The 23,248-nt window shown below is 67.0% G+C and carries 27 protein-coding genes; 10 read left to right on the top strand and 17 right to left on the bottom strand.

The annotated features are described in order from the left end of the window. Positions 1–29: 29 nt before the first annotated feature. The 3 genes from VFB33_02840 to VFB33_02830 all read right to left on the bottom strand — a co-directional run bounded on the left by VFB33_02840 (position 30) and on the right by VFB33_02830 (position 1,489). Positions 30–467 (bottom strand): MaoC/PaaZ C-terminal domain-containing protein, encoded by a 438-nt coding sequence (locus VFB33_02840; protein ID HZO80605.1) that lies wholly within the window; start codon positions 465–467, stop codon positions 30–32. Positions 468–499: 32 nt separating this feature from the next. After that, positions 500–949, bottom strand: a complete 450-nt coding sequence (locus VFB33_02835) for a MaoC family dehydratase N-terminal domain-containing protein (GenBank protein HZO80604.1) — start codon at positions 947–949, stop codon at positions 500–502. Between the two features lie 78 nt (positions 950–1,027). Beyond that, positions 1,028–1,489: a TIGR03618 family F420-dependent PPOX class oxidoreductase gene (locus tag VFB33_02830; GenBank protein ID HZO80603.1), complete on the bottom strand. Its 462-nt coding sequence runs from the start codon at positions 1,487–1,489 to the stop codon at positions 1,028–1,030. A gap of 160 nt (positions 1,490–1,649) precedes the next feature. Here VFB33_02830 and VFB33_02825 point away from each other — a divergent pair, with 160 nt between their 5' ends. Next, on the top strand, positions 1,650–1,946 hold the full coding sequence (locus VFB33_02825; GenBank protein HZO80602.1) for a 4a-hydroxytetrahydrobiopterin dehydratase: 297 nt from the start codon (positions 1,650–1,652) through the stop codon (positions 1,944–1,946). On the opposite strand, the gene VFB33_02820 is transcribed toward VFB33_02825, so the two are convergent. From VFB33_02820 to VFB33_02800, 5 genes are all read right to left on the bottom strand, one after another. Beyond that, positions 1,943–2,584, bottom strand: a complete 642-nt coding sequence (locus VFB33_02820; GenBank protein ID HZO80601.1) for a deoxynucleoside kinase — start codon at positions 2,582–2,584, stop codon at positions 1,943–1,945. The genes VFB33_02825 and VFB33_02820 overlap by 4 nt on opposite strands. 102 nt (positions 2,585–2,686) lie before the next feature. Continuing rightward, positions 2,687–3,625: a 4-hydroxy-3-methylbut-2-enyl diphosphate reductase gene (gene ispH, locus VFB33_02815; GenBank protein ID HZO80600.1), complete on the bottom strand. Its 939-nt coding sequence runs from the start codon at positions 3,623–3,625 to the stop codon at positions 2,687–2,689. Positions 3,626–3,681: 56 nt separating this feature from the next. Beyond that, complete coding sequence (gene moaD, locus VFB33_02810; GenBank protein HZO80599.1) at positions 3,682–4,392, bottom strand: molybdopterin converting factor subunit 1; 711 nt, start codon at positions 4,390–4,392, stop codon at positions 3,682–3,684. 32 nt (positions 4,393–4,424) lie between these two features. Further along, a complete protein-coding gene (locus VFB33_02805) occupies positions 4,425–4,925 on the bottom strand; it encodes a molybdenum cofactor biosynthesis protein B (protein ID HZO80598.1) in 501 nt (166 codons plus the stop codon). A 126-nt stretch (positions 4,926–5,051) separates the two neighbouring features. Then, entirely contained in the window at positions 5,052–5,255 is a 204-nt protein-coding gene (locus VFB33_02800; protein ID HZO80597.1) for a cold shock domain-containing protein, read from the bottom strand. A 95-nt stretch (positions 5,256–5,350) separates the two neighbouring features. Between VFB33_02800 and VFB33_02795 the strand changes: the two genes are divergently transcribed. Further along, entirely contained in the window at positions 5,351–5,587 is a 237-nt protein-coding gene (locus tag VFB33_02795) for a hypothetical protein (GenBank protein ID HZO80596.1), read from the top strand. Here VFB33_02795 and VFB33_02790 read toward each other — a convergent pair. Continuing rightward, positions 5,532–6,065 (bottom strand): biotin/lipoyl-containing protein, encoded by a 534-nt coding sequence (locus tag VFB33_02790; protein ID HZO80595.1) that lies wholly within the window; start codon positions 6,063–6,065, stop codon positions 5,532–5,534. The two genes, VFB33_02795 and VFB33_02790, sit on opposite strands and share 56 nt — an antisense overlap. Continuing rightward, positions 6,062–7,588, bottom strand: a complete 1,527-nt coding sequence (locus VFB33_02785) for a biotin carboxylase N-terminal domain-containing protein (GenBank protein ID HZO80594.1) — start codon at positions 7,586–7,588, stop codon at positions 6,062–6,064. The genes VFB33_02790 and VFB33_02785 overlap by 4 nt, the downstream gene beginning before the upstream one ends. A 288-nt stretch (positions 7,589–7,876) precedes the next feature. On the opposite strand from VFB33_02785, the gene VFB33_02780 reads away from it, so the two are divergent. Next, positions 7,877–8,092 carry a hypothetical protein gene (locus VFB33_02780; GenBank protein HZO80593.1) on the top strand — a complete coding sequence of 72 codons (216 nt, stop codon included), beginning with the start codon at positions 7,877–7,879 and terminating at the stop codon, positions 8,090–8,092. A gap of 93 nt (positions 8,093–8,185) precedes the next feature. Here the strand turns inward: VFB33_02780 and VFB33_02775 are convergent, their stop codons facing one another. After that, positions 8,186–9,139: a hypothetical protein gene (locus VFB33_02775; GenBank protein HZO80592.1), complete on the bottom strand. Its 954-nt coding sequence runs from the start codon at positions 9,137–9,139 to the stop codon at positions 8,186–8,188. A gap of 225 nt (positions 9,140–9,364) precedes the next feature. On the opposite strand from VFB33_02775, the gene VFB33_02770 reads away from it, so the two are divergent. From VFB33_02770 to VFB33_02760, 3 genes are all read left to right on the top strand, one after another. Next, positions 9,365–10,660, top strand: coding sequence for an MFS transporter (locus VFB33_02770; protein HZO80591.1), 1,296 nt, complete (start codon positions 9,365–9,367; stop codon positions 10,658–10,660). 114 nt (positions 10,661–10,774) lie between these two features. Continuing rightward, a complete protein-coding gene (locus VFB33_02765) occupies positions 10,775–11,278 on the top strand; it encodes a CinA family protein (protein HZO80590.1) in 504 nt (167 codons plus the stop codon). Between the two features lie 9 nt (positions 11,279–11,287). Continuing rightward, a complete protein-coding gene (locus tag VFB33_02760; protein HZO80589.1) occupies positions 11,288–11,410 on the top strand; it encodes a hypothetical protein in 123 nt (40 codons plus the stop codon). Between the two features lie 198 nt (positions 11,411–11,608). Here VFB33_02760 and VFB33_02755 read toward each other — a convergent pair whose 3' ends face one another. Genes VFB33_02755 through VFB33_02745 form a run of 3 tightly spaced genes read right to left on the bottom strand, consistent with a single transcriptional unit; the run spans position 11,609 to position 13,779 of the window. Then, positions 11,609–12,724, bottom strand: a complete 1,116-nt coding sequence (locus tag VFB33_02755) for an aldo/keto reductase (GenBank protein HZO80588.1) — start codon at positions 12,722–12,724, stop codon at positions 11,609–11,611. Between the two features lie 27 nt (positions 12,725–12,751). Then, the gene (locus tag VFB33_02750) at positions 12,752–13,159 is read right to left on the bottom strand and encodes a VOC family protein (protein ID HZO80587.1); all 408 of its coding nucleotides are present in this window, start codon (positions 13,157–13,159) and stop codon (positions 12,752–12,754) included. After that, a complete protein-coding gene (locus tag VFB33_02745) occupies positions 13,153–13,779 on the bottom strand; it encodes a methyltransferase domain-containing protein (protein ID HZO80586.1) in 627 nt (208 codons plus the stop codon). Before VFB33_02745 ends, VFB33_02750 begins: the two co-directional genes overlap by 7 nt. 197 nt (positions 13,780–13,976) lie before the next feature. Here VFB33_02745 and VFB33_02740 point away from each other — a divergent pair, with 197 nt between their 5' ends. From VFB33_02740 to VFB33_02730, 3 genes are all read left to right on the top strand, one after another. Continuing rightward, positions 13,977–14,759, top strand: a complete 783-nt coding sequence (locus VFB33_02740; protein ID HZO80585.1) for an IclR family transcriptional regulator — start codon at positions 13,977–13,979, stop codon at positions 14,757–14,759. A gap of 176 nt (positions 14,760–14,935) precedes the next feature. Then, positions 14,936–15,685: an electron transfer flavoprotein subunit beta/FixA family protein gene (locus VFB33_02735; protein HZO80584.1), complete on the top strand. Its 750-nt coding sequence runs from the start codon at positions 14,936–14,938 to the stop codon at positions 15,683–15,685. An 83-nt stretch (positions 15,686–15,768) separates the two neighbouring features. After that, the gene (locus tag VFB33_02730) at positions 15,769–16,746 is read left to right on the top strand and encodes an electron transfer flavoprotein subunit alpha/FixB family protein (protein ID HZO80583.1); all 978 of its coding nucleotides are present in this window, start codon (positions 15,769–15,771) and stop codon (positions 16,744–16,746) included. 29 nt (positions 16,747–16,775) lie between these two features. Here the strand turns inward: VFB33_02730 and VFB33_02725 are convergent, their stop codons facing one another. Next, on the bottom strand, positions 16,776–18,203 hold the full coding sequence (locus tag VFB33_02725; GenBank protein HZO80582.1) for an amidase family protein: 1,428 nt from the start codon (positions 18,201–18,203) through the stop codon (positions 16,776–16,778). Between the two features lie 304 nt (positions 18,204–18,507). Here VFB33_02725 and VFB33_02720 point away from each other — a divergent pair, with 304 nt between their 5' ends. After that, entirely contained in the window at positions 18,508–20,589 is a 2,082-nt protein-coding gene (locus VFB33_02720; protein HZO80581.1) for a (Fe-S)-binding protein, read from the top strand. A 237-nt stretch (positions 20,590–20,826) separates the two neighbouring features. Here VFB33_02720 and VFB33_02715 read toward each other — a convergent pair whose 3' ends face one another. Both VFB33_02715 and VFB33_02710 read right to left on the bottom strand, forming a co-directional pair. Then, a complete protein-coding gene (locus tag VFB33_02715) occupies positions 20,827–22,245 on the bottom strand; it encodes a hypothetical protein (protein HZO80580.1) in 1,419 nt (472 codons plus the stop codon). 21 nt (positions 22,246–22,266) lie between these two features. Further along, on the bottom strand, positions 22,267–23,238 hold the full coding sequence (locus VFB33_02710; GenBank protein HZO80579.1) for an alpha/beta hydrolase: 972 nt from the start codon (positions 23,236–23,238) through the stop codon (positions 22,267–22,269). Positions 23,239–23,248 lie beyond the last annotated feature (10 nt).

Here is a 23,248-nt window from a genome sequence, read left to right as displayed (position 1 = left end):
ACGGGATAGGCGGGCGGCGCTTCCGACGCTCAATGGGCGGCGCGGACGGGCAGGATCACGGTCGCACTGCCCAAGGTGGTCTTCTCGCCCTTGGCGTTCTCCAGCCAGATCTCGCAGTCAACCATGTGGTCGTTGCCCTGCGCGTACTTCTTTGTCACCTTGCCCCTGCACACGACCTTGGAGCCGGGCAGGTCCATCCCGCGATACTGCACCGCGAGCCTGCGCAGCCATCCGCCGGTGCCGGCGAAATCGGTCATCATCTGGGCCAGGAAGCCGTTCTTGAGCGCGCCGTGCAGGATCACGCCGGGCAGGTTGTTCTTGAGCGCGAAGTCCTTGTCGTAGTGGATCTGGTAGAAATCGCCGGAAGCCCCCGCGTACTTGACGAGCTGCTGGGTAGTCGGATTCTTCTCCAGCGCCGGAACTTCGCTGCCGACTTCGACATCTTCCCAGTACGTTTGCTTCGCCATCTTAGATTCCTCCCTCGCGCGCCCGCGCCAGCTCAGTAGCGGATCACGGTCGAGCGCTGGAGCGCGCAGAGCTCGCCGAACTGGTTGGTGTAGCTGTGCTCGACCACGATGAAGACCATCGGGCCGAGCCGCCCGGCGCTTTCGCGGATGTCCGCGATCTTCGAGACCACGGTGATTCGGTCGCCCGGTCGGATCGGTTCGAAATATTCCCACTCCGAGCCGCCGTCGAGTCCGCGGAACTCGGGCATGTCGATCTTGATGTCGGGGATTTCGCCGCCCAGCGAACGGCAGAAGGTGGGCGGCGCGATCATTCCGCCGAAGCGCGTCTTGCGCGCGGCCGCTTCGTCGTTGAACAGCGGATTGGGGTCGCCGATCGCCTGGGCGAAGCGGCGGATCGCGCCACGCTCGATCTCGACCACGCGCGGCTCGGTTTGGCTGCCGATCTGCTTTCGGACCTCGTCGGTCACGTACTTGTTCGCCATCGCGGATTTCCTTGTATTTCGGGTTTGTTCGTGCGGCGGCGCGCCGGCGCAGCCGATTCCATACCCACTCAGAAGATGTCAGTAATCGCCCACGATCCTCGAATGGTCCCAGCTCGCCCAGCGCTCGGGTCGGAGCCGGATCACGATCCGCTTCTGCGCACGCCGGATCGCCGCTTCATTGCGTCGCGGCACCTCGCCCGGACGCTCCGGATCGGCGCCGACCAGGCGCAGGACCTCGTTCACTGCCTCCGGCCCCTCGACCAGTTCGACCCGTCCGCGCACCATCACGCCGCGCAGCTCCTTGTACTTGTGGCCGCTCTCGACCAGCACGGTGGCGCGCGGGTCGCGGCGCAGGTTGCGGATCTTTTGCGCCTTGGCGTAGCTCGTCATCACGACCGCACCGTCGCTGACCGTATACCACATGGCAACGACGTGCGGATAACCATCGTGGCCGTTGGTCGCCAGCGCGCAGTTGTGATGCGCCCTGAGGTAGGCCCACGCCTCCTCGGGCGTCATCCTTATAGCGTCGCGCTGTTTCATCACGCATCTCCCGAGAGCTCCGCCGCGGCCGGCCCCGAGCATGGGGCCGCCGGTTGCGCGTCGGCGGTGCGGGTGTTGTCTAATATGGGGTGGAGCCCTTGCGCAAGGACGCGGCGCATCCGGCCGCCGCGGCCCGACGCGCAAACCGAGGAGGCCCCCTATGGCGAAGCTCCAGACGGCCGAGATCGAGCGGCGGCTTGGCGCGCTGCCCGGATGGGAGTTCAAGGACAACGCCATCCGCAAGCTCTACCGCTTCAACGAATTCATGGACGGGATCCGCTTCCTCAACCGGGTGGCGGAGATGGCCGAGGCCATTGACCACCATCCGGACGTGCAGATCAACTACACCCGGATTACGTTCAGCTGCTCGACTCACAGCGAGGGCGGCGTGACGGAGAAGGATCTGCGCCTGGCCGCGCAGATCGAGGACGCGTTTCGGGCCGCACACGGCGCCTAGCGCTTGCGCGGGACGTAGTACTGCGTGCCCGCCCCTGTGCGGTCGATCTCGCGCATCAGGTCGTCGAGGTCGCCGGGCTCGGCCACGAAATCGATCTCTGAAGTGTCGACCACCAGCAGGGGCGTCTCGTCGTAATAGAAGAAGAAGTCGCGGTAGGCGGCGGAGACCCGTTCGAGATACTCCATGCTGATGTGGCGCTCGAAGGAACGGTTGCGCTTGCGCAGCCGCTCGGCCAGGACCTCGACGCCGGCGCGGATATAGACCACCAGGTCGGGCTTCGCGATCCGCTCGTCGAGCAACCGATAGACGCCCTCATAGAGCGCGAGCTCGTCGGGGCTGAGATTGAGGCGGGCGAAGATGCGGTCCTTGGCAAGGAGGTAGTCGCTGACCGTGGCCTGCGCGAAAAGATCCTGCTGGGCGAGCTGGCGCTGCTGATTGTAGCGGGTCAGCAGGAAGTAGAGCTGGACCGGGAAGGCGTACTTTTCAGAGTCCTGGTAGAAGCGGGCGAGAAACGGGTTGGAGTCGGTGTCTTCGAGCACGATCCGCGCGCCGAGCCGTAGCCCCAGCGCGTGCGCGAGGCTGGTCTTGCCGACGCCGATCGGGCCCTCGATCGCGATATAGCCGCCGCGCCGCCTCATCGGGCCGCCGCTCGACGAACCGCTCCCCCCTCCGCGCGTGGGATGGGTTCCGCCTGATCCGAACCGCCGTTCCCGGCGGCGGAGGCGCCGCCGTTGCGCGCGCTAGTCAGCCGGCATCGGCAGCGGGAAGTGCACCCGCTCCTTGGCCACGCTCATCAGTTCGACCGAGGCGCCGTTCTTCGCGAAGGCGCCGATAATCTCCTCGACCAGCCACTCCGGCGACGACGCGCTGGCAGTGACGCCCAGCGCGCTCACGCCTTCGAGCATCTCCGGCCGCACGTCGGCTAGCGAGTCGACCAGGAAGGCGCGCGCCCCGCGCATCCGCGCGACCTCGACCAGGCGGTTGGCGTTCGAGCTCTGGCGCGAGCCGACCACCAGGATGGCGTCGCTTAGCCCGACCAGTTCCTTGACCGCGTTCTGCCGGTTCTGGGTTGCGTAGCAGATGTCGTCGGTCTTCGGCGTGGTCATCGCGGGGAAGCGCCGCTTGAGCGCGTCTATGATCTCGCGCGTGTCGTCCACGCTGAGCGTGGTCTGGGTCACCGCCGCGACCCGCGATGGGTCTGGAACCTCGACCCTCTCGGCCTCGGCAACGCTGCCCACCAGGAGCACGCCGGGCGCGACGCCGAGCGTGCCCTTGACCTCTTCGTGGCCGGCGTGGCCGACCAGGATGATCGTGTGCCCCTCACGCGCGAAGCGTTGGACTTCGAGATGGACCTTGGTGACCAGCGGGCAGGTGGCGTCGATCACGCGCAGGCCGCGCGCGCGGGCGCGGTCCCATTCACTGGGTGCGACGCCGTGAGCGCTGAAAATCACGCGCTGGCCCTCGGGCACCTCGGCGAGGTCTTCGACGAAGACCGCGCCCTCCTCTTCGAGCGCTTCGAGCACGAAGCGATTGTGCACGATCTGATGGCGAACGTAGAGCGGACGGCCATAGGTGCGCAGCGCGCTGCGCACTGCCTCGACCGCGCGATCGACGCCCGCACAAAAGCCGCGCGGCTCGGCGAGGATTATTTTTTCGACCTGGTTTTCAGCGAGGGACATTCAGCGTTCCTGATTAGCCGAAGCTGGCCGATCGGTCAACTTGGCCGGCGGACGGTTCAGTGGCGGTGGCTGGGGGCCGGCGGATGCGAAGTCTGGCATCCGACCCACACTTCGCCGCCCTCGAAGTATTCCTTCTTCCAGATCGGCACGATCTCTTTGAGCCGGTCGATCGCGAAGCGGCAGGCTTCGAAGGCCTCGCTGCGATGCGCCGCCGAGACCGCGATGGCGACCGAGGTCTCGCCGATACTGACCAGGCCGATACGATGCGCGATCGCGACCCGCACGATCCGCCATCGCTCGCCCGCCTGTTGCGCCAGCCGGCGCATCTCGCTCAGCGCCATCGGTTCGTAGGCCTCGTACTCGAGCCGGATCACGCGGCGGCCCGCATTTTCCTCGCGGGTGGTGCCGGCGAAGGTCACGATCGCGCCGGCGCGCGCGTCGGCCACCGCCCGCTCCAACGCCGCGACATCGATTGGTTCGCGGCCGATCGTGATCGGGCCGAGCCAAGGTGCGTCGCCGTCCGCGCCCGCGCCGCCGCTGACCGGCGGGATGAATGCGATCTCATCGCCGGCGCGCGGGCGATAGTCGCCCTGCACATACTCGTGATTGACCGCAAAGCCAACGGTGTCGCGATGGCCGCTCAGAGCGGGAAATTCCTCGCCGAGGCTGCGCCAGATCTCGGCCACTGTCGCACCATCGGGAAACTCGCGGCTCAGCTCAGACGCGCCCGCGCGCTCGCGCAGCGTCGCGAACAATTTTATCGTCACCCGGTTCATTGCGGCCGCCCTTCAGCGGGTCATCAAAGTTTGAGCAGGTGCGCCATATGGGCGAGCTCGGGAATGAGCAGCTTCTCCATCGCGAGCCGGCAGGCCTCGGGCGCGCCCGGCAGCGAAACGACGATCTTGCCCATCGCGACTCCTGCCAGCGCCCGGCTCAGGATCGCCGCCGGTCCGATCTCCTGGTAGGAGAGGTAGCGAAAAAGCTCGCCGAAGCCCTCCAGCTCCTTGTCGAGCAGCGTACGCACGGCCTCGATCGTCGAGTCGCGCGCGGAAATCCCGGTGCCGCCGTTGACGATGATCGCGTCGAGCTGCGCGAGCTTGTCGAGCAGGGCGGCGCGGATGCGCGCGGGGTCGTCGGGCAGAACCTCATAGTACTCCACCCGATGGCCCGCGGCGGCGAGCATCTTGCGGATAAGCCGCCCGCTCTCGTCGGTCTCGGGGCTGCGCGTATCGCTCGCGGTCAGGACCCCGACCTTGAGGCTTTTGTGGCCCGCGTGGCGATGATGTTGCTCGACGGACACGCGCAGATTATATCATCGCGCGGCCGGCCCCGTCGCCTCCGCGGCCGAACGCACGCCTTGCGACGGCAAGTCTTCCAGCCGTACGCCGCGCCCTGCCCGCAAAGCTTCCCTGGCTTCGGTGTGCGCTCAGCGCGGGCGCAGGTTGAAGGCCTGCGGGCCCTTCTCGCCGGGGCGTACGTCGAACTGCACTTCGTCGCCTTCGCGCAAATCCTCGAAGTAAACCTTGGGCGAAAGGCGCGAGCGATGAAAGAAGACCTCGTCGGTGCCGTCGTCGGGGGTGATGAAGCCGAAGCCCTTGTCCTTGATTATCTTCTTGATCGTGCCGAACACAGCGTCCTCCGCGGGGCCGGGCCCCATAACGTTGAGCTTAGGCGAGCCGGGCTCTATGTAAAGAGGGGCGGCCGCAGCGGCCGACGGAGGCAACCTTGGTCAAGGCAGTCGGACTGGCGGAAATCGAGCGCATCTTCGCGATAACCGACGCCCTCGGCATCTCGCGCGAGGCGCTGGTGATCCCGCTGCGCCCGGCGCATCCGGGCGGCGTGCGCCGCCTCGGCCCGGCCAAGCTGGAGATAAGCGTCGAGCGCGAGGCCGACTTCGAGCAGTGGCTCACTGCTCTGGAATCGGCGATTCGGGCGGTGTGGCCGGTACCGCCGCCGGACTGAGCTCGATCAGCCGCGCGCCGTGATCGACCATCTGCCCCGGCGCAACGCAGATCTTGCGCACGATCGCCGGGCTTTCCGCGTACAGCGTCGTCTCCATCTTCATCGCTTCGAGCACGAGCAGCGCGTCGCCCGCTTCGACCGCCTGCCCCTCGTTGACCAGCACCTTGAGCACCTTGCCCGGCATCGGCGCGTCGACTTCTGGCGCCGCAAGACCGCCCGTGCGATGGCCTACCCGTTCCTCGAGCGCGACAAACTCGACGGCGAACGGACCCGCCGCCGCCATCACCGCGCCGCGCCGCCGCGCGCCGGCGACGCGCACCCGCCGCCCGTCGATCGCGATCACGACACTCCCGTCGGGCAGCGGCGTCAGCGCGGCGTTGACCTCGCGGCCGTCGATCGTAATACGGGCCTCGCCCGCTTCATGCGCAAGCAGCTCGAGGTCGAACTCTCGCGCGTCGCCCTGACGCCTGAGCCTCATCGCCGCCCCCACGGTTCGAAACCCACAAGCTCGTTCCACGGCGAGCGGCCAGCGGGCGCGGGTCGCGCGCCGTTGACGGATCCGCCGCGCTGCGGCGGCCGCTGCGCGGGCGTCGCGCCGAGCGCGCCCGCGCCGGCGAGCGCGGCGGCGACCAGCAACTCGTCGATCGCTTCGTCGCCCGGCGCCCATCGCGGAAAGAACTCGTCGAGGAAATGGGTCGAGAGTCGAGCGTCGCGGAACTGCTCGCTTGCGATTACGTCGCGCAGGAAGGCCGCGCTATGGGTCACACCCAAAAGCGTGAACTCGCCCAGCGCGACCGCCGCCCGCGCGCGCGCCTGCTCGCGGTCCTCGCCCCAGCATACGAGCTTGCCCAGCAGGCCGTCGTAGAACGCGGTGACCGGCGCGCCGAGCGCGAGATGGGTATCCACGCGCACGCCAGGCCCGGCGGGCAGGTTGAGGTAGAGCACCTCACCGCTGGCCGGACGGAAGCCGTGTTCGGCGTCTTCGGCGTAAATCCGGCACTCGATCGCGGCGCCGCGCGGCGACTGCGGTTGGCGCACCCGCTCGCCCATCGCGATTCGGAGCTGCTCAGCCACCAGGTCGCATCCGAAACGCATCTCGGTCACCGGATGCTCGACCTGCAATCGCGTGTTTGCCTCGAGGAAGTAGAACTCGCCGCCGTCAACCAGGAATTCTATCGTACCCGCGTTGCGGTAGCCGGCGGCGCGCGCGACCCGGAGCGCCGCCGCGATCATCCGCTCGCGCACCGCAGCGTCGAGCGCGGGCGCGGGCGACTCCTCGACGATCTTCTGATGGCGCCGCTGGATCGAGCAGTCGCGCTCGCCCAGTGCAACCGCGCCGCCCAGATGGTCGGCGAGAATCTGAACTTCGATGTGGCGCGGACGGGCCAGGTACTTCTCGAGGAAGACGCGGCCGTCACCGAAGGCCGCTTTGGCTTCGCGCGCCGCCGCCTCCAGCGCCTCGCCGAGCTGCGCCTCGGCCTCGACCAGACGCATCCCGCGCCCGCCGCCGCCGGCCGCCGCCTTGACCAGGAGCGGAAAGCCGACGCGCGCCGCAAACTCGCGCGCCGCGCGCGGCTCGACCGTCTCAAGCCCCGGCACCACCGGCACTCCAGCCTCAGCCGCAAGCCGGCGCGCGGCGACCTTGTCGCCCAGCGTTGCCATCACCTCGCCGGGTGGACCGACGAAGACCATCCCGGCCTCGCTGACCGCGCGCGCGAACTCCGGCCGTTCGGAGAGGAAGCCATAGCCGGGATGGATCGCGTCGGCGCCGCTCGCGCGCGCGGCCTCGATAATCGCCGCGATATTGAGATAGCTCTGGCTCGCCTCGGGCGGACCGATCGGCCGCGCGTCGTCGGCGGCGGCGACGTGGGCGGCACCGGCGTCGGCTTCGGAGTAAACCGCGACGGTGGCGAGGCCGAGCAGGCGGGCGCTGCGAATAATCCGCAGGGCGATCTCGCCGCGGTTGGCGACGAGCAGTTTCTTGAACGGCGTGCGCTTCACTCTGGCGTCGAGCGTAGCATCGCGCGCGGTCCCAAGTGGAGAGCCGCTCGCGCAGCGGCCGCCTGCGGCGCGCGGGGTCAGCTCTCCGCGGCGGGTTCGGCGCGCGCGAGAAGGGTCTGCGGCCGGAGAGAAATTTTTTTTAAAAAAATTTTCGCGACCACGGTCAAATGGATTGATCGCGCGCAAGATTTCACTATCTTGGAATTTCCGGTTCGCGGTGGCGGGAAAAACCCGGCTGTCGCGGCGAAGGGATAACTACTCCGACCAAGGGAGCGCCAGGCGCAGGAAATGGAAGAGACCCCCGTTGTTCGTACGGTGTACGACTTCCCCGTCGCCGGCCATCTCTGTAGCGATGGCGTCGTGCGCTACATCAAGCTGGTGCGCCGGCCCGGCAACCCGCAACCGCAGGGCGTCTGCGCGCAATGCCAGACCGCCTTCCAGTACCAGAAGCCGCAACGCTCGCGCGTGCGCCACTACGGCGAGGGCGGCGCAACTCACTTCTAAGCCGCGCATCGCAGGGCGCAGCGGTCCGCGAGCGCGCTCCTCGACAGAATTCGTTGCAGGCTGACGCCCAGCGCGCCGGCGCGTGACTGTCCGCTACGGAGCGGCAGGCGCCGATAACGACGGCGCGCCGGTCGCGGGCGCATCGCCTGCCGAGGCGGCGCCGGCCAAGCTGGGTGCGAGGCCTGGTGAGGCGCCGGCCGCGGCCAGATTCCTGGCTGCCTTGGCCTGCGCAGCCGCCGCACTGGGTGGCGGAACAACCAGCGGCGCCGGTATCCTGACCAGCATCACCTCCGGCCCGCGGTAGTAGCGCGCGAGCAGCCCCCCCATGAATCCGAAATTGCGCCGCGGGTCGAACCACAGCCGGACCTCGGGCACGAACGGCTTAAGGAAGACGTCGAACCATCCGAAGACCGGCCGTGCGTCGGCCCTGACCAGCGCGCCGTCCTGCGGAAGATAGCTCCACAGCCCCTGCTGCATGTCCACGTGCAGGCTGAAGATGCGCGGTCCCGAGGCGCAGTCAAAGACGTGGAAGCCGAGATCGCGCGAGGCGCCGCGCTTGAGCTCGTCCGCGATCGGCACCAGCACGCTGGCGCCGGCGTAGGTATCGGCGGGCAATTCCAGCACCTTGCTGCTCGTGCTGCCTTGCGTGCCGCTGTAGGTGACGCAGGTGGCGCGGCCGCTGGGCGCGTCAACCCGGGCCACCCGTTGTGGCGCGCCGTGCGGGCCGAAGAATGAATGCTCGTAGCGCACGAGCCGTGGGTCGCCGCCGGCGCTCGCGCGCAGCCGCTCGCTCTCGACGTCGTACTCGCCGTCGAAGAAATCGCTGCGCCCATCGATCGCCACCTCCTCGCCGTGGACCGCGACCGCGTAATGGCCGCGTCCGATGAGGACGGTGCTCGAGGGTTTGTAGATGAGGAAGTCGAGCTCCTGTGACTCGCTGGCTTTAGCGGCCGGTGCAGGCGCAGCGGCTGCCCAAGCCGCCGCGCCGGCCATTCCAGCCAGCACTGCGGCAAGCGCCGCCGCGGCGATTCGTCGCGCTCTCAGCACATCGTCTCCAACCCGCCGCCCCTCCCCCGAGGGCGCAGTCACGTTGCCGGCCGGCATTTGCAGACCCGGTCCTCGCCGCTGCATAGCTGGAACTTTGCCCTTGCCGCGGTTCTCCCGATCTGGGAGCTTGGGTCCGATTTACGTTGCGGTCCGCGCTCGATGATACACGAAGACCATCGCGCCGTCTTTAGGGTTCCGCCGGCGGCCGGCACGCCACCGACGCGCATGCCGCTCGGGTCCGCGACCGCACCCGTCGATGCGGCGTTGCCCCCGGCCGGCGGGGATCGCCGCTACCTGCCGGTGATGCTGGCGCTGTTGATGTCGGTGACGATCTTCGAGGGCTACGACGTCACCATCTTCCACCTCTGCACGCCGGACATCGCGCATTCGTTCCGCCTGAGCGACCTCGCCGTCGGCGCGATCGCGTCATTCGTGCGGCTGGGCGGAATGATGGCGTTTTTCGTCGTGATGGCGGCCGATCGGGTCGGGCGTCGTCCCGTGGTCTCGGCCACCGTTCTTTGCTATGCGCTCTTCACCCTGCTGACTGCGCTCTCGCGCGGCCTTGGCACCTTCGCCGCCTTCCAGAGCCTCGCCCAGCTTTTCCTTTCGGCCGAGTTCAGCGTCGCCGTAATCATGATTAGCGAGGAATTTCCCGACCGATGGCGCGGGCGCGGGGTGGCGATCCTCAACCTGGTCGGGTTGCTCGGTGTGCTGATGGGCGCGGCGCTGTACGCGCCGATAGCCGGCTCGGCCTGGGGCTGGCGCGGGATGTATTGCGTCGGCGTCGCGCCGCTGCTGATGGTGGCCGTGATGCGCCGGCGGCTGCGCGAGACCGCGCGCTTCGCCGCGATCCGTGCCGTCCGTGTGCCGCTGCCGTTTGTTTCCGCCTTCGGCGGCAGCCTGCGCGCCGCCCTCGGCGTGCTCGGCGGGCCCTATCGCGGGCGCTTGGCGCTGGTTGCGCTGTTATGGAACAGCGTCGGTATGGTCGGTGCGCCGGCGGTGACGTTCTTCAGCCTCTACGCCCGCCGCGACCATCATTGGACCCGTGCCGAAGTCGGCAGCGCGGTGGTCCTCGCCTACGCGATCGGCACGCTCGGCCATCTGCTCGCCGGCTATCTGCTCGATCGCGTCGGGCGCCGTGCCGCCACCGCCGCCTTCTATGTGACCGGCGCGCTCGGGATTCTCGCCCTGTTCCAGAGCGCGAGCCATGGCGCGATGCTCGCCGCCATGGTGGTCGCGGTGTTCGCCTTCCAGGGCGCGCGCACGGCGACCGCAACTTATTCGGCCGAATTGTTCCCGACCGAAGTCCGCGCGACCGCCTACAGCCTCACCGTGCAGGTACTGGGACAGCTTGCCTCGCTCCTGACGCCGTTTACGATCGGCGCGCTGTCGCGCGCGATGGGCGGGTTGGGCAACGCGGTTGCGGTGGTTTCGGTTGGCCCGGTGATCGGCGCCGCGCTGGTGCTGCTGTTCGCGCCGGAAACCCGCGGCAAGTCGCTCGAAGAACTGGCCGCCGACTAGCCAATCCCTCGCCGCCGGTCGGGTTTCGGCCGTGCAGGCGTGGCGGCCGGGTTTGCCGCGCTGCGCGCCGCTCGATTACATTCGAGCCGCAACCATCGAGGGGAGTTTGGGCCGATGCAGAGTCTGCTGCCGCTTGCCGAGAAACTGGGGGAGATGCTCAAGGAGCGGGGCGAAACCGTTGTGGTCGCCGAGTCGTCCACCGGCGGGCTGGTTTCGGCGGCGCTGCTCAGCGTGCCCGGCGCCTCGGCCTATTTCCTTGGCGGCGCGGTGGTTTACACGCTCAAGGCGCGCCGCCTGACGCTCGACGTTCCCGACGCCGCCGTCAAGGGAATCCGCTCGGTGACCGAGGAGCTGGCGCTGATCCTGGCGCGCGCCGCGCTCAAACGCTTCGAGGCGAGCTGGGGCCTCGCCGAGGTCGGCGCGGCCGGTCCGGCGGGGAACCGCTACGGCGATCCGGCCGGCCATAGCTGTATCGCGGTCGTCGGTCCCGGGATCGAGCGCACCTCTACGGTCGAGACCGGCAGCAGCGAGCGCGTCGCCAACATGCGCGCGTTCTCGGCCGCGCTGCTGGAGCTTTTCGGACAGGGACTCGCCGCCGTGCCCAAGCCGCGCGCCTAACAACGTTTGTTGGCTTCGATGCTTCGCAGCCGGACAGCGCGCCTGCTCTGGAGCGTGGCCGGGATGGTAGTCGCGCTCGCGCTGGCCGCGCTGATCGTCGCAATCGACCTAGGACTATCGCGCCCACCCTAGAGCGGCAGACCTGGTGCTTGCGCCAATGCTCTGGCTCTCGGAGGAGACTTTTAATCGCGCGGCCGCGGCGGCGCGCTGACAGAATCGGTCCTCACCTGCCGACGGCGTCCGCCGTCGGCCTCCCCAAGGCGGGAGAGGCGGGCACCAGATCTTTCGCGGGGAGAACGCTCAAGCCCTTTCGACCTGTGCGGAGTTGGCTTACGCGCTCCTGCTCGGCGTGAACAACCTGGAAAAGGCCTCGATGGAGGCGGGCGGGCAGTGCGCGCCCGCCAGGATTTCCTTCACGTGCGCCGCCGACTTCATTCCGACCAGCGCCACGTTGATTCCCGGCGCCGAGCGCACGAACTGCACCGCGCGCTGCGCGTCGGTGCTCAGCCCCTCGAACGCCTCGGCCACGATCGGCGGCAGCCCGCGCGCGAGCCGCCCTTGCAGGAGCGATGCGCTGGCGCATACGGCGAGGCCGAAGCCGACTGCCGCGCGCAGCGTCGTGCCGCGGCGGTCCGGAAGCTGCTGGTTGGCGAGCGTCAGCGCCTCCGGCATCGCAAGATTGAACGGAAGCTGGACGACGCGGAAATGATGGTCGCGGCCGGCGATCTCGTGGGCGATTTTCACTAGCTCCTCCATCTGGAGGTACTGGCGTTCGCTGGCGGCGACCCGATAGCCGTTCCAGGTCGCGGTGCCATAGACTCCTATCTTTCCCTCGTCCACCTGCCGCTCGAGAAACTCGAACGCGCGACGTATCCGGTCGAGAAACTCGGCGCGCGCGACCGTGGCGAGCTGGGTTTCGGGATTGTGCAGGTAGTAGATGTCGATGGTGTCGAGGCCGAGGTTGGAGCGGCTCATCTCGAGCATTGCGCCCAGGTAGCGGGGGGTGATGCAGTGGGCGCCCTCGACCAGGTCCTGCGGCCCGACCAATCCGCTGCGCACGAAGTGCTCCTCGAACCACGCCCGCGGATTCGGCGGCATCGCGCCGTCGAAGGTCAAGTAGCCGCCCTTGGTCGCGACCACCACCTCCTCGCGGCGCAGCGCGCCCGAGCCGATAAGTTCCGCCAGCACCTTGCCCACCGCGCGCTCGCCGCGCTGGAAGCGGTAGTTAACCGCGGTGTCGATCAGGTTGATTCCACCGAGCAGCGCGGCCTCGATTGCCTCCACGTAGGCGGCGTCGGTCTCGTCGTCGGGGTCGCCGAGATAAGTGCCGATCCCGATCGACGAGACGTTGAGCCCGCCGAGCATCGGGCGGAAATTGCCCGGCAACCCGGGATGGCGGCGGGCATAAGCGGCGGTACCCTCGGCCGTCGCGCGGTTCCTCAGCATCGAATTCTCCTTGCGCGCGCCGCCGGCTCAGGCCTTCGGCGAAATGATCTTCAGCGGACTGATTGCGGGTTCGTAGAGGAGCTGGATTACGTTGCCGTCGGGGTCGCGGATGTAGAACGAGACCGAGCCGTCGCGATGGTGGCGCAGCGGATGAACAATCTCCAGGCCCGCAGCCTGCGCCTCGCGCCAAGCCGCCTGGACCTCCGCGATGCTCGGCACGATAAAGCCGAGATGGTCGAGCGCGCCCGCATCGGGTTCGCCATGGGCGCCGCGATGGAGCGCGAGGTTGTCGCATCCGGAGCTGAGGTAGGCATTGTCGGGGTCGGGCTGCCATACCAGGCGCATTCCGAACACCTGCTGGTAAAATGCCACCGCGCGGGGGACGTCGCTGACCCTCAGTGCAAGATGGCGCAGCCCGCGATGCGAAATCACCATTGTTCCTTACGGTAGCCCAGCACGGCCCAAATCGGGTCGCCGTCGCCACCGCTGCGGTCGATCATCTCTATCCTCTCGAAGCTCGCGCTCTCGGTAAAGTATAAACTCACAAGTGCGAGCCGCTGCGCCTCGGTCGCCTGCGTCCAGAGCGCGACCGCCTTGGTCGGGAACATCCGGTTCGAGAAGCTCACGATGAACGGCGCCCCGGGCCTTAACACCCGGCCGACGTCCGCGAACACTTCCACCGGGTGCACCAGGTACTGCACGGAGACGGTCAGGACCGCGCCGTCGAACGCCGCGTCGGCGAACGGCAGCCGCGGCGCGCGGTTGAGGTTGTGCACTACGAACTCGTCGAGCGCCGGGTTGTCCTCCATCTCGGCGCGGTTGAGGCCGAGTCCGACCAAGCGCGCGGGATTCAGCTCTGCCGGAAGATGCGAGCGCCAGCTGCTCATCAGGTCGAGCAGCACGCCACCACGGGGCAGGTGCGCGGCATAGATCGCACTGACGGTGCGAATCGCGTTGTGGTCGATATGCACGACGAAGCGGGGCGTGAGGTAGAAGAGTTCGTCGTCGTCCTCGTCGAGGCGGCGAAAAAACGCCGGTTCGAGCTGACGAGCCATGGCGGAGTCAGACTTGACCTGCGGCAGGTCCGCAGGCGGGCAAATTCTCCAACGAATACGGGGATTTAGGGCCATGGCGCGGCGGGTTTCGAGCGGTACGTTGACTTAGGCCGAAGCCCCCGCCTAGATTAAAACGTTTTTCCAAATCGGCTGCTCCGTTGCTCCTTAACGGCGGCGTTTGAGGAGAAAAAAACGCCATGGTCAGGCGCAACAAAACCAATTACATCATCCAGTCGGTCGCCCACGCGCTCGACGTCCTCGAACAGTATTTCGGCGAGGTCGACGAACTCGGCGTCACCGAACTTTCTAAACGGCTCAAGCTGCACAAGAACAACGTCTTCCGCGTGCTCGCCACGCTCGAGTCCCGCGGCTACATCGAGCAGAATCGCGCCACCGAGAACTACCGCCTCGGCATCAAGTGCCTCCACCTCGGGCGCCGCTATATTGACCATATGGGCCTGGTGCGGCAAGCGCGACCTATTCTGGCCGACGTCGCGCGCCGATGCGGCGAGAGCACCTTCGTCGCGATCATGCGGCGCGACCGCGTCGTGCCGTTGGAGGCCGCCGAAGCGTGCGAGCGAGTGGTGCGGATTAGGCCGCCGCTGGGAGAGGCGCTGCCGCTGCATTGCACGGCCGTCGGCAAGGCTCATCTCGCCTTCGATCCCGAGCAACAATTGCGCGCCGGATTGCCAGAACAACTGGAGCGCTTCACCGACCGCACGATCGTCGATCGCGCGATGCTCTTCGAGCAGCTCGATTCGGTTGCGCGCTCGGGCTACTCGATCGAGAGCGGCGAGTTTTTCGAGGACGTGGCGGCAGTGGCGGTGCCGATCCGCGATTACACCCGCTCAGTGGTCGGCTCGCTGGCCGTCGCCGGCCCCGCCTACCGCATCCCCAGCGAGCGCATCAGCAGCGAACTAGCGCCGTTGATCCTGGAGGCCGGCCGCGAGCTATCGCATCGCCTTGGCTTCAACGAATAGGGCGCGGCGCGGCGTCTTTTTGCGGCCGTCGCCGCTCGCCAGGCCGGTATTAGCCCGGTTTGACTGCCCCGCAGACGGTTGTTAGTTTCTTTGCGCCTTGGGGCCTGGCTCTCCAGGCCTTCCGGCCGGCCGCCTGTCGTATCGTCGTCGCCGAATAAGCCCGGAGTGAGATCGTTGTGAAGATCCTGGTTCCCGTAAAGCGCGTTCCGGACCCCGCCACCACCATCCGTATTCTGCCCGACGGCTCCGGCATCGCCACCGACAATGTAAAGTGGGTGATCAACCCGTTCGACGAAATCGCCATCGAAGAGGCCCTGCGAATCAAGGAGAAACAGGGCGGCGGCGAGGTCGTGCTGCTCTCGATCGGGCAGCAGACTTGGCAGGAGCAGTTGCGCACGGGGCTTGCGATGGGCGCCGACCGCGCGATCCTGGTGCGCGCCGATACCCCGCTGGACTCGCTGGCAATCGCCCGCGTGATCGCGAAAATCGCCGGCGACGAGAAGCCTGAGCTCGTCATCATCGGCAAACAGGCGATCGACGACGACTCCAACCAAGTCGGCCAGATGCTGGCCGAGATGCTCGGATGGCCGCAGGCGACCTTCGCCTCCAAGGTCGAAATTGCCGACGGCAAGTGCACCGTAGTGCGCGAGGTTGACGGCGGCCTGGAGACAATCGCTTTCGCGCTGCCGGCGGTTATCACCACCGATCTGCGGCTCAACGAGCCCCGCTACGCCTCACTGCCCGGGATCATGAAGGCGCGCAAGAAGGAGCTGAAGGAAATCCCGGTGGATAGCCTCGGCGTCGATCTGGCGCCGAAGCTGAGGGTCAAGAAGCTCGCTGCGCCGCCCAAGCGCCAGGCCGGACGCAAGGTCGGCTCGGTCGAGGAGTTGGTGCAGGTCCTGCACAGCGAGGCCAAGGTGATTTGATCCGCGCGCGCCACCGGCGCCGCGCGACCAAGAAAGCATCGCAACGCCCGCGCTCGGCGCGGGCGCGCTGGAGCGAATTTGAGATGGGCGACGTACTGGTCTTTGCCGAACACAAGGCGGGACATTTTCCCAAATCCACGCTGATCGCGATCAATGCCGGAGTTGAGCTTGCGCAAAAACGCGGCGGCGGCAAGGCGATCGCCGTCGTCGTCGGCGAGAATATCGACGCGCCGGCCGCCGAGCTTGCCAAGTACGGTGTGAGCAAGGTCGTCGCGCTCGATGACACGCGCCTTGCGCACTATCTCGCCGACGCCTACGCGCAGGTGATCGCCGGGCTCGCCAAAGGCCTCGGCGCCGAGTACGTGCTCGCCACCGCGACCGCGATGGGCAAGGACCTGATGCCGCGGGTGGCCGCGCGGCTTAATGCTCCGATGGCTTCCGAGATCGTCGCGATCGGCGACGACGGCACGCTCGTCCGCCCGATGTACGCCGGCAATGCGCTCGCCACGGTCGAGATGGACGGCGCGATCAAGGTCGTCACCGTGCGCGCCACCGCCTTCGACTCGGCCAAGCCGGCCGACAACTCGGCGCCGGTCGAGAAGGCCAAGCCAGCGCTCGACCCGGCGGGGCTGAAGATGGAATTCGTGGCCTTCAACGAGACCAAGAGCGATCGCCCGCAGCTTACCGAGGCGCGGATCGTGGTTTCGGGCGGGCGCGGGCTCAAGTCGGGCGAGAACTTCAAGACCGTGCTCGAGCCGCTGGTCGATGAGATGGGCGCGGCGATGGGCGCCAGTCGCGCGGCGGTCGATGCGGGCTTCGTGCCCAACGACCTTCAGGTCGGGCAGACCGGCAAGGTGGTTGCGCCCGAGCTCTATGTCGCGGTCGGCATCTCGGGCGCGATCCAGCATCTGGCCGGGATGAAGGACTCCAAGACCATTGTCGCGATCAACAAGGACGAAGAGGCGCCGATCTTCAACGTCGCCGACTACGGGCTGGTCGCCGACCTGTTCAAGGCGGTGCCCGAGATGGTCGAGGCGGTCAAGAAGCTCAAGCACTCCTAAGGCGCGGGGCGCGCCGAGCCTCTGATTTCTTACAGCCCCAACTCAGCGAGCAGCGGGGGCCATTTGTCGCGCCACGGCGAGGCCGCCTCGAAGGCCGCCGACGCCCGCAGGACCATCGGGTCGTCCAAATGGCGGCCGACGATTTGCAGTCCCACCGGCAGTCCGTCCGCAGTCCATCCCGCGGGCACCGTGGCCGCTGGCTGACCGGTTAAGTTCATCGGGAAGGTAAAGGCGAGGAACTCGGCCGGACGCACATAGCGCCCGTCGATCTTCTCCGGCCCCTGCATGTGGATCGGGAAGGGCGGCACCGCGAGCGTCGGGGTCAGCAACAACTCGTAGCGCGCCATCAAGCTCGCCATCTTTCGCACCACCGCCTTGCGGGCCATGTTGGCGTTGGTGAAATCCTCCGCCGTCCAAGGGATCGCCAGCCAGTCTGCCAGATGTCCCGACATCCTGCCCGGATACTTCGCCGCCAGCTCGCGCATCCCTCTGAGGTCGCTCTCCGCCATGATGATCGCGAAGAAGGCCGGGAACGGATCCTCCCATCCGGGATTCGCTTCCTCGACGACGCATCCCAGGTCGCGTTCGAACACGCGCACCGCGTTGCCGACAATCCGCCGCACCTCCGGATCGACCGCCGCGTAGCCCCAGTCCGCGCTGTAGGCGACGCGCACGCCGCGCAGGTCGCCGCGCATGCATTCCATCCAGTCGAAATCCGCGCGCGGCAGGCTGTGCCGGTCGCGCATGTCGGGCCCGGCCGCGACCGACATCATCAGCGCGGCGTCGGCGACGGTGCGCGAAAGCGGCCCGATATGCTCGACCGATTCCCATCCCGAGACGCCCGGGTAACGCTCGTCGCGCGCGCCGGGATACAGCGGGATACGTCCCATCGAGGGCTTGAGCCCGTACAGCCCGCAGAACGACGCTGGGATGCGTACCGAGCCGCCACCGTCGCTGCCGGTCGCGATCGGCCCGACGCCCGCCGCCACCGCGGCGCCCGAGCCGGCGCTCGAACCGCCCGGCGTAAGTGCCGTGTTCCACGGGTTGCGCGTGGTTTCGAAGACCGGGTTATGGCCGGTCGGGCTGTAGCCGAACTCGGGGACGTTGGTTTTGCCGAGCATCACAGCACCTGCCGCGCGCATCCGCTCGACCACGAGGTCGTCCTCGTCGGGGACGAAATCCCTGTAAGCGTATGAACCCGACGCCGTGCGCACGCCCCTGGTCAAAAGCAGGTCCTTATGGCCGACCGGCACGCCGGCGAGCGCGCCTACCGGGCGCCCAGCCATGATATCAGCCTCGACGCGGCGCGCCTGGACGCGCGCGAGGTCCGGAGTCGGCGTGCAGAAGGCGTGCAGATGCGGCTCGAGGCGTTCCATCCGGGCGAGCACTGCCTCGACGACCTCGACCGCGGACAGACGCTTCGCCCGGATATGAGCGGCGAGCGTAACCGCGTCCATTCGGCAGATTTCGTTGTGCGTGGCCATAGCGGGCGCGATCGTAGGCGCGCCGCCCGCGCGCGGTCAAACCTCAGGATTTGCTTCGCGGCTTTGGCTGAGCTGACGCAGCCGGCGGTCACAGCGTTCGCGCGCGAAAGCCGAAGGCGACCCTGGCGCTGTCCCAAGAGGACAGCCGATGGTATTTTGCCTGTGGTCGAACTGCCGATCTTTTGACTCCCGGCGAAAACGGCCACATTGTCGTCGAGTGCCCGAGGCGGCCGGATTTTCATTCTCCCGCTTACTTGATCGGCATGACGGAGGTTCGATGATAACGGGGATCATCTTCACTCTTTGCATCCTGGCTTCCGTGGGCGTGTTTTTCTACCAGCTCTGGCGGCGCTTCCTGCTGCTGCTAAGCGCCGAGCCCGCGTCGCGCTTCGATCGCATTCCTGAACGCGTTCGCGCCGTGATTGTCTGGGCCTTTGGCCAACGGAAATTCGTGCGCCGCAATTCGGGCGCCGAGCGGTCCGCCGGCTGGATGCACTTTTTCATCTTCTGGGGCTTTTTCATCCTCGCCGTCCAGATCCTAACGATGTTCGGCCGTGCCTACTCCGACTCGTTCGTCATTCCGGGCTTCAGCCTGAATCTGCTGGGCGGTCCCTATCTGTTGTTGCGCGACTTGACGGAGGTGGCCGTCCTGATTGCGGTCGGGGTGGGGCTTGTGCGATGGGGCATCACGCACGCGCCTCGGCTTTACGGCTTTCTTCCGCCCGAGGCTCGCGTACGCGCCAAATCCCACTGGGAAGCCTACCTGATCCTGATTTTCATCGGGCTTATCATGGCGGCAGGCCTCGTGTACGACGGCGGGCGAATCGTATCTCACCCGAACGACATGCAGCTCGTGCGGGAGGCGCGGTGGGCGCCTCTGTCAACCCTGGTGGGTCTGGGTCTGGCGAGCCTTCTGGGCACGAGCTTCGCCTTGCAGGCGAGCAACGTAGCCTGGTGGGTCCACAACCTCGTCGTTCTCGTTTTTTTGGACTTCCTGCCGCCCTCGAAACACTTCCACATCATTACCGCGATCCCGAATATCTTTTTCGCGAAACTCGAGCCCAAGGGGCAGCTCTCGAAGCAGGACCTCGAAAATGCTTCGCGCTTCGGCACCTCGCACATCGATCAGTTCACGTGGAAGCAGGTGCTCGACATGTTCAGCTGCACTGAGTGTGGCCGCTGCTCCTCGCATTGCCCCGCGACGGCAAGCAAGAAGCCCCTGGCGCCGCGTCAGTTGCTGCTCGATCTGCGCGACTACCTCTACCAGCATCAGGACGAGATGATTGAAAAGAGATACCGCGCGGGCAAAGGGGATGGAGGGGAACCCGCGGAGGTCGGAGAAAACATCGTCGGTCCCGTCATCCACGACGACACGCTGTGGTCCTGCACCACCTGCCGGGCCTGCGAGGAGGCTTGTCCTCCGATGATCGAGTACGTCGACAAGATCGTCGACATGCGTCGTCATCTGGTGCAGGAGGAGGCCCGCTTCCCCAAGGAGCTCACGCGCACCTTCAAGAACATGGAGACGCAGTCCAATCCGTGGGGGCTCGATGCCACGCTGCGCTTCGAGTGGGCCGAAGGGATGAAGGTGCCGACTCTCGCCGACAGGCCCGATGCCGAGTTCCTCTACTACGTCGGCTGCGCCGGCGCCTTCGACGATCGCAACAAGAAGACGACGCAGGCCTTCGTGCGTGTGCTGCAAAAGGCAGGCGTGGACTTCGCCTGCCTCGCGCAAGAGGAACTTTGCAACGGCGAGACGGCCCGTCGGCTCGGCAACGAGTACCTCTACCAGTCGATGGCGCAGATGCTGGTCGAAATCCTCAACAATTACAAAGTTCGCAAGATCATCGTGAACTGTCCGCACTGCTTCAACACGATCAAGAACGAGTATCCGCAATTCGGCGGTTCGTACGAGGTGATTCATGCCGCCGACCTCGTGCGGCAATTGATCGCCGCCGGGCGCCTCAAGATCTCGGCGGAATTCTCCAAGCGGACCGTGTACCACGACTCCTGTTACTACGGCCGCTACAACGACGTGTTTGACGAGCCGCGGACGGTGCTGGACCGCGCGGGTGCCCAGGTTGTCGAGATGCAACGGCACCATAAATTCGGCATGTGCTGCGGTGCCGGCGGCGGGCGGATGTGGCTGGAGGAAGACCCGGATAAGCGGGTGAATCTGCTCCGCACCGAGCAGGCCCTTCAGACCGACCCCGAGGTCATCGCGGTCTCCTGCCCTTACTGCATGACGATGCTCGGCGACGGCATCAAGGCCAAACAGCTCGAAGAGAAGGTCCAGACCCTCGACGTGATGGAAATCGTCGACCGGGTCACCCGCAGCGGCCGCGACCCCGAGCCCTGAAGAGACCGTTGTCCGGCGCGTCATCCCGCGCGTGGCTGCGACGCGAGGGGGCCGGTCCTTGGCTCGGTGCCACCGCGCCCCGGTTGCGACCAATCTGACGCGATGTTTCCCGCAGGGGCCGTTTGGCGAACGGTCCTTACAAGAACCTGAACGGCCGCTCTGCGGCCGGATATCGAAACGCGCCGGGCACAAACGCTCACCCACCCGTCACCCGCATTTTCCGATCGCGGAGGCGTTTCAGCCGCCCCAGCCGTACCAGCGCACCTGCCAGGTGAAGAATGCCACGAAGATGATCGACGCGGCGATCAGGATTTTCGTCAATTGATCCGGCTTGGCGTCCTTCCCAATTCCCATCGCGATCAGCGCGAGCAGGAACGGATAGACCTGTACGTAGTAGCGCGCGCCGAGCTGCGAGAAGCCGCTCGCATAGACCAGCAGGCTCGGCGCGCTCGATAAAATCGCCGCCGCCGCCACCAGCGCCGGCAGCGGACGCAGAAAGCTCGGCCGCAGCGCGAGCACGAACGCCGGGCTCGTCAGCAGCAGCGCCTGACCCATGAACTCGGGGTGAATCCAGGGAAACTTGTCGCTGTAGCCGGGCGCCATGAAGAACAGCGTGTAGAGGTTGAAGGGCAGATCGCGCAGCGCGAACGGCCCGCCAGGCCGCCGCAAGCCATACTTGTCGTGCGCGTACCACAGCCACAGTGCAATGTCGTTGAGCGTTCCGAATCGCGCCTCGTTGTAGGCGACGTAAACTGCGAGCGCGCCGGCCAGCCCGGGCAGCACCCATAGAAGCTCGCGCCAGCGACGCCCCCGCGCAAGTAGCATCAGCGCATACGCCGGCCACGCGAGCACGAGGTCGTAGCGCGCGAGCGCCGCCAGTCCCGCCCATGCTCCCAACCACCCCGCTCGCGCCTCGCCGAAGACCTCGCCCAGCGCGGCGAGCGTGAACGGGACCGAGGCGACGAGCGCGAAGTCCCACGACGCGCCGAGCGTCGCCTCGTACCAGAAGGTCGTACCGACGCCGAAGAACGCGATGAGCCAGAGCCTGGCCGCTAGCGCGAGTTGGAGCCGGGTCAAAAGCCGCCAGAGCAATGCCAGCGAGACTGCGCCGATAATCACGGCGACCGCAGTCTGACTGGCTGATTCGCCCCAGACCGCCGCCGCCGGCAGCATCAGGATCCCCGCCAGCGGCGGATGGACGAGGTAGCTGTGGCCGCCCACCTCCACGTGTTCCATGTAAGCGGGCGCATTGACCCATACGCGGCCGTGAAGCAATGCCCACGCCAGGCGTGCGTGCTCGTTAAAGGGCGTCGTTGGCGCAATCGTTGCGCCGTAGAAAGCGAGGAACAGCACGCCGACGGCGAGCGCACACCATCCGTCGGAGCCGAACACGCGTTCGGCGCCGCGCGGTCGCGGGGAAAATTCGTCGTCGGCGCCGAGCGCGAAGTCCGCGATCAGACCGACAAGCGCGACGGCCAGTGCGACGATCGCCAACGGATGGGGAGCCGCATGCTTGAGTAGGAGCGCACCCGGCACGTTGGCGAGTGCGACCACGATCGCGGCGCCCAAAAGCCATCGCGCGAGCGCGCGCTCGCCGGCGGCGGCGGACGGCGCCGGCGGCAAATCGGTGAGCGCGCTCTGCGGCCCGGCGTCCACGTGGTTGCGCCGCGCGGGCGCTCAGCGCTTGATGTCGGCGAGAAACTCAAGCATCGCGGCGTTGACCTCAGCCGGCTTCTCCTGCTGCGTCCAATGGCCGGAGCCCTTAATGAGCACGGTCTTGTGCAGGTTGGGCACCCACGCCTCCATCCCGGCCGCCATCTCGGGCCGCAGCACGATGTCGAGCTCGGCCGTAACCATCAGCGCGGGCTGGCTGACCCGCGCCGGCAGCTCGGCGCTCTGCTCCCAGTTGCGGTCGATATTGCGGTACCAGTTGAGCGGCCCGCGAAAGCCGCTCTTCTCGAAGGCGCGTACAAACAGCTCGAAGTCTTCGTCGGTCAGAAAGCTGCCGTGCGGCAGATCAGGCAGACGGTCGAGCAGGCCGCCGCCCGCCTGACCGAACACGCCCGAGGGCATCTTGCGGATTTCGTCGAGATCCGCGCCCTTGAGCAGCTCGCCGCCCTGGTAGAACGAACGCAGGCTGCGGCGCACGTCGCGCTCGAGCTCGGCCTCGGCGACTCCGGGTTCCTGGAAGTAGATGATGTAATGGAAGTTACCGGCCGCCATCGCCCGGATCAGATCCATCGGGCGCATCGGCGGACGCGGGAAGAACGGAGTGTTGAGCGCGATGACGGATTCGATCCGCGCGGGTGCCATCAGCGCCGCATTCCAGGCGACGAAGCCGCCCCAATCGTGACCGACGACCACGCACTTCTCGATTCCGAGCGCATCCAGCATCCCGACCAGGTCGGCGACGATCTCACGCTGGGTATAGGCCTCGATCGGCGTAGGCGCCTCGGTCTCGCCGTAGCCGCGCTGGTCGGGAGCGATCGCCCGGAAACCGGCGGCGGCCAAAGCGCGCATCTGGTGGCGCCAGGAATACCAAAGCTCGGGAAAGCCGTGGCACATCACGACCGGGTAGCCTGCGCCGGCCTCGGCGACGTGCATCCGGATGCCGTTGGTGCTGACGAATTGATGGTTGAACTCGCTCATTAGCTCCGAC

The organism is Candidatus Binataceae bacterium (genome assembly GCA_035650475.1).
Classification (GTDB): Bacteria; Desulfobacterota; Binatia; order Binatales; family Binataceae; genus JAKAVN01.
Note: the sequence above shows the minus strand (reverse complement) of the source record. Positions and strands in the feature narration are given on the sequence as shown.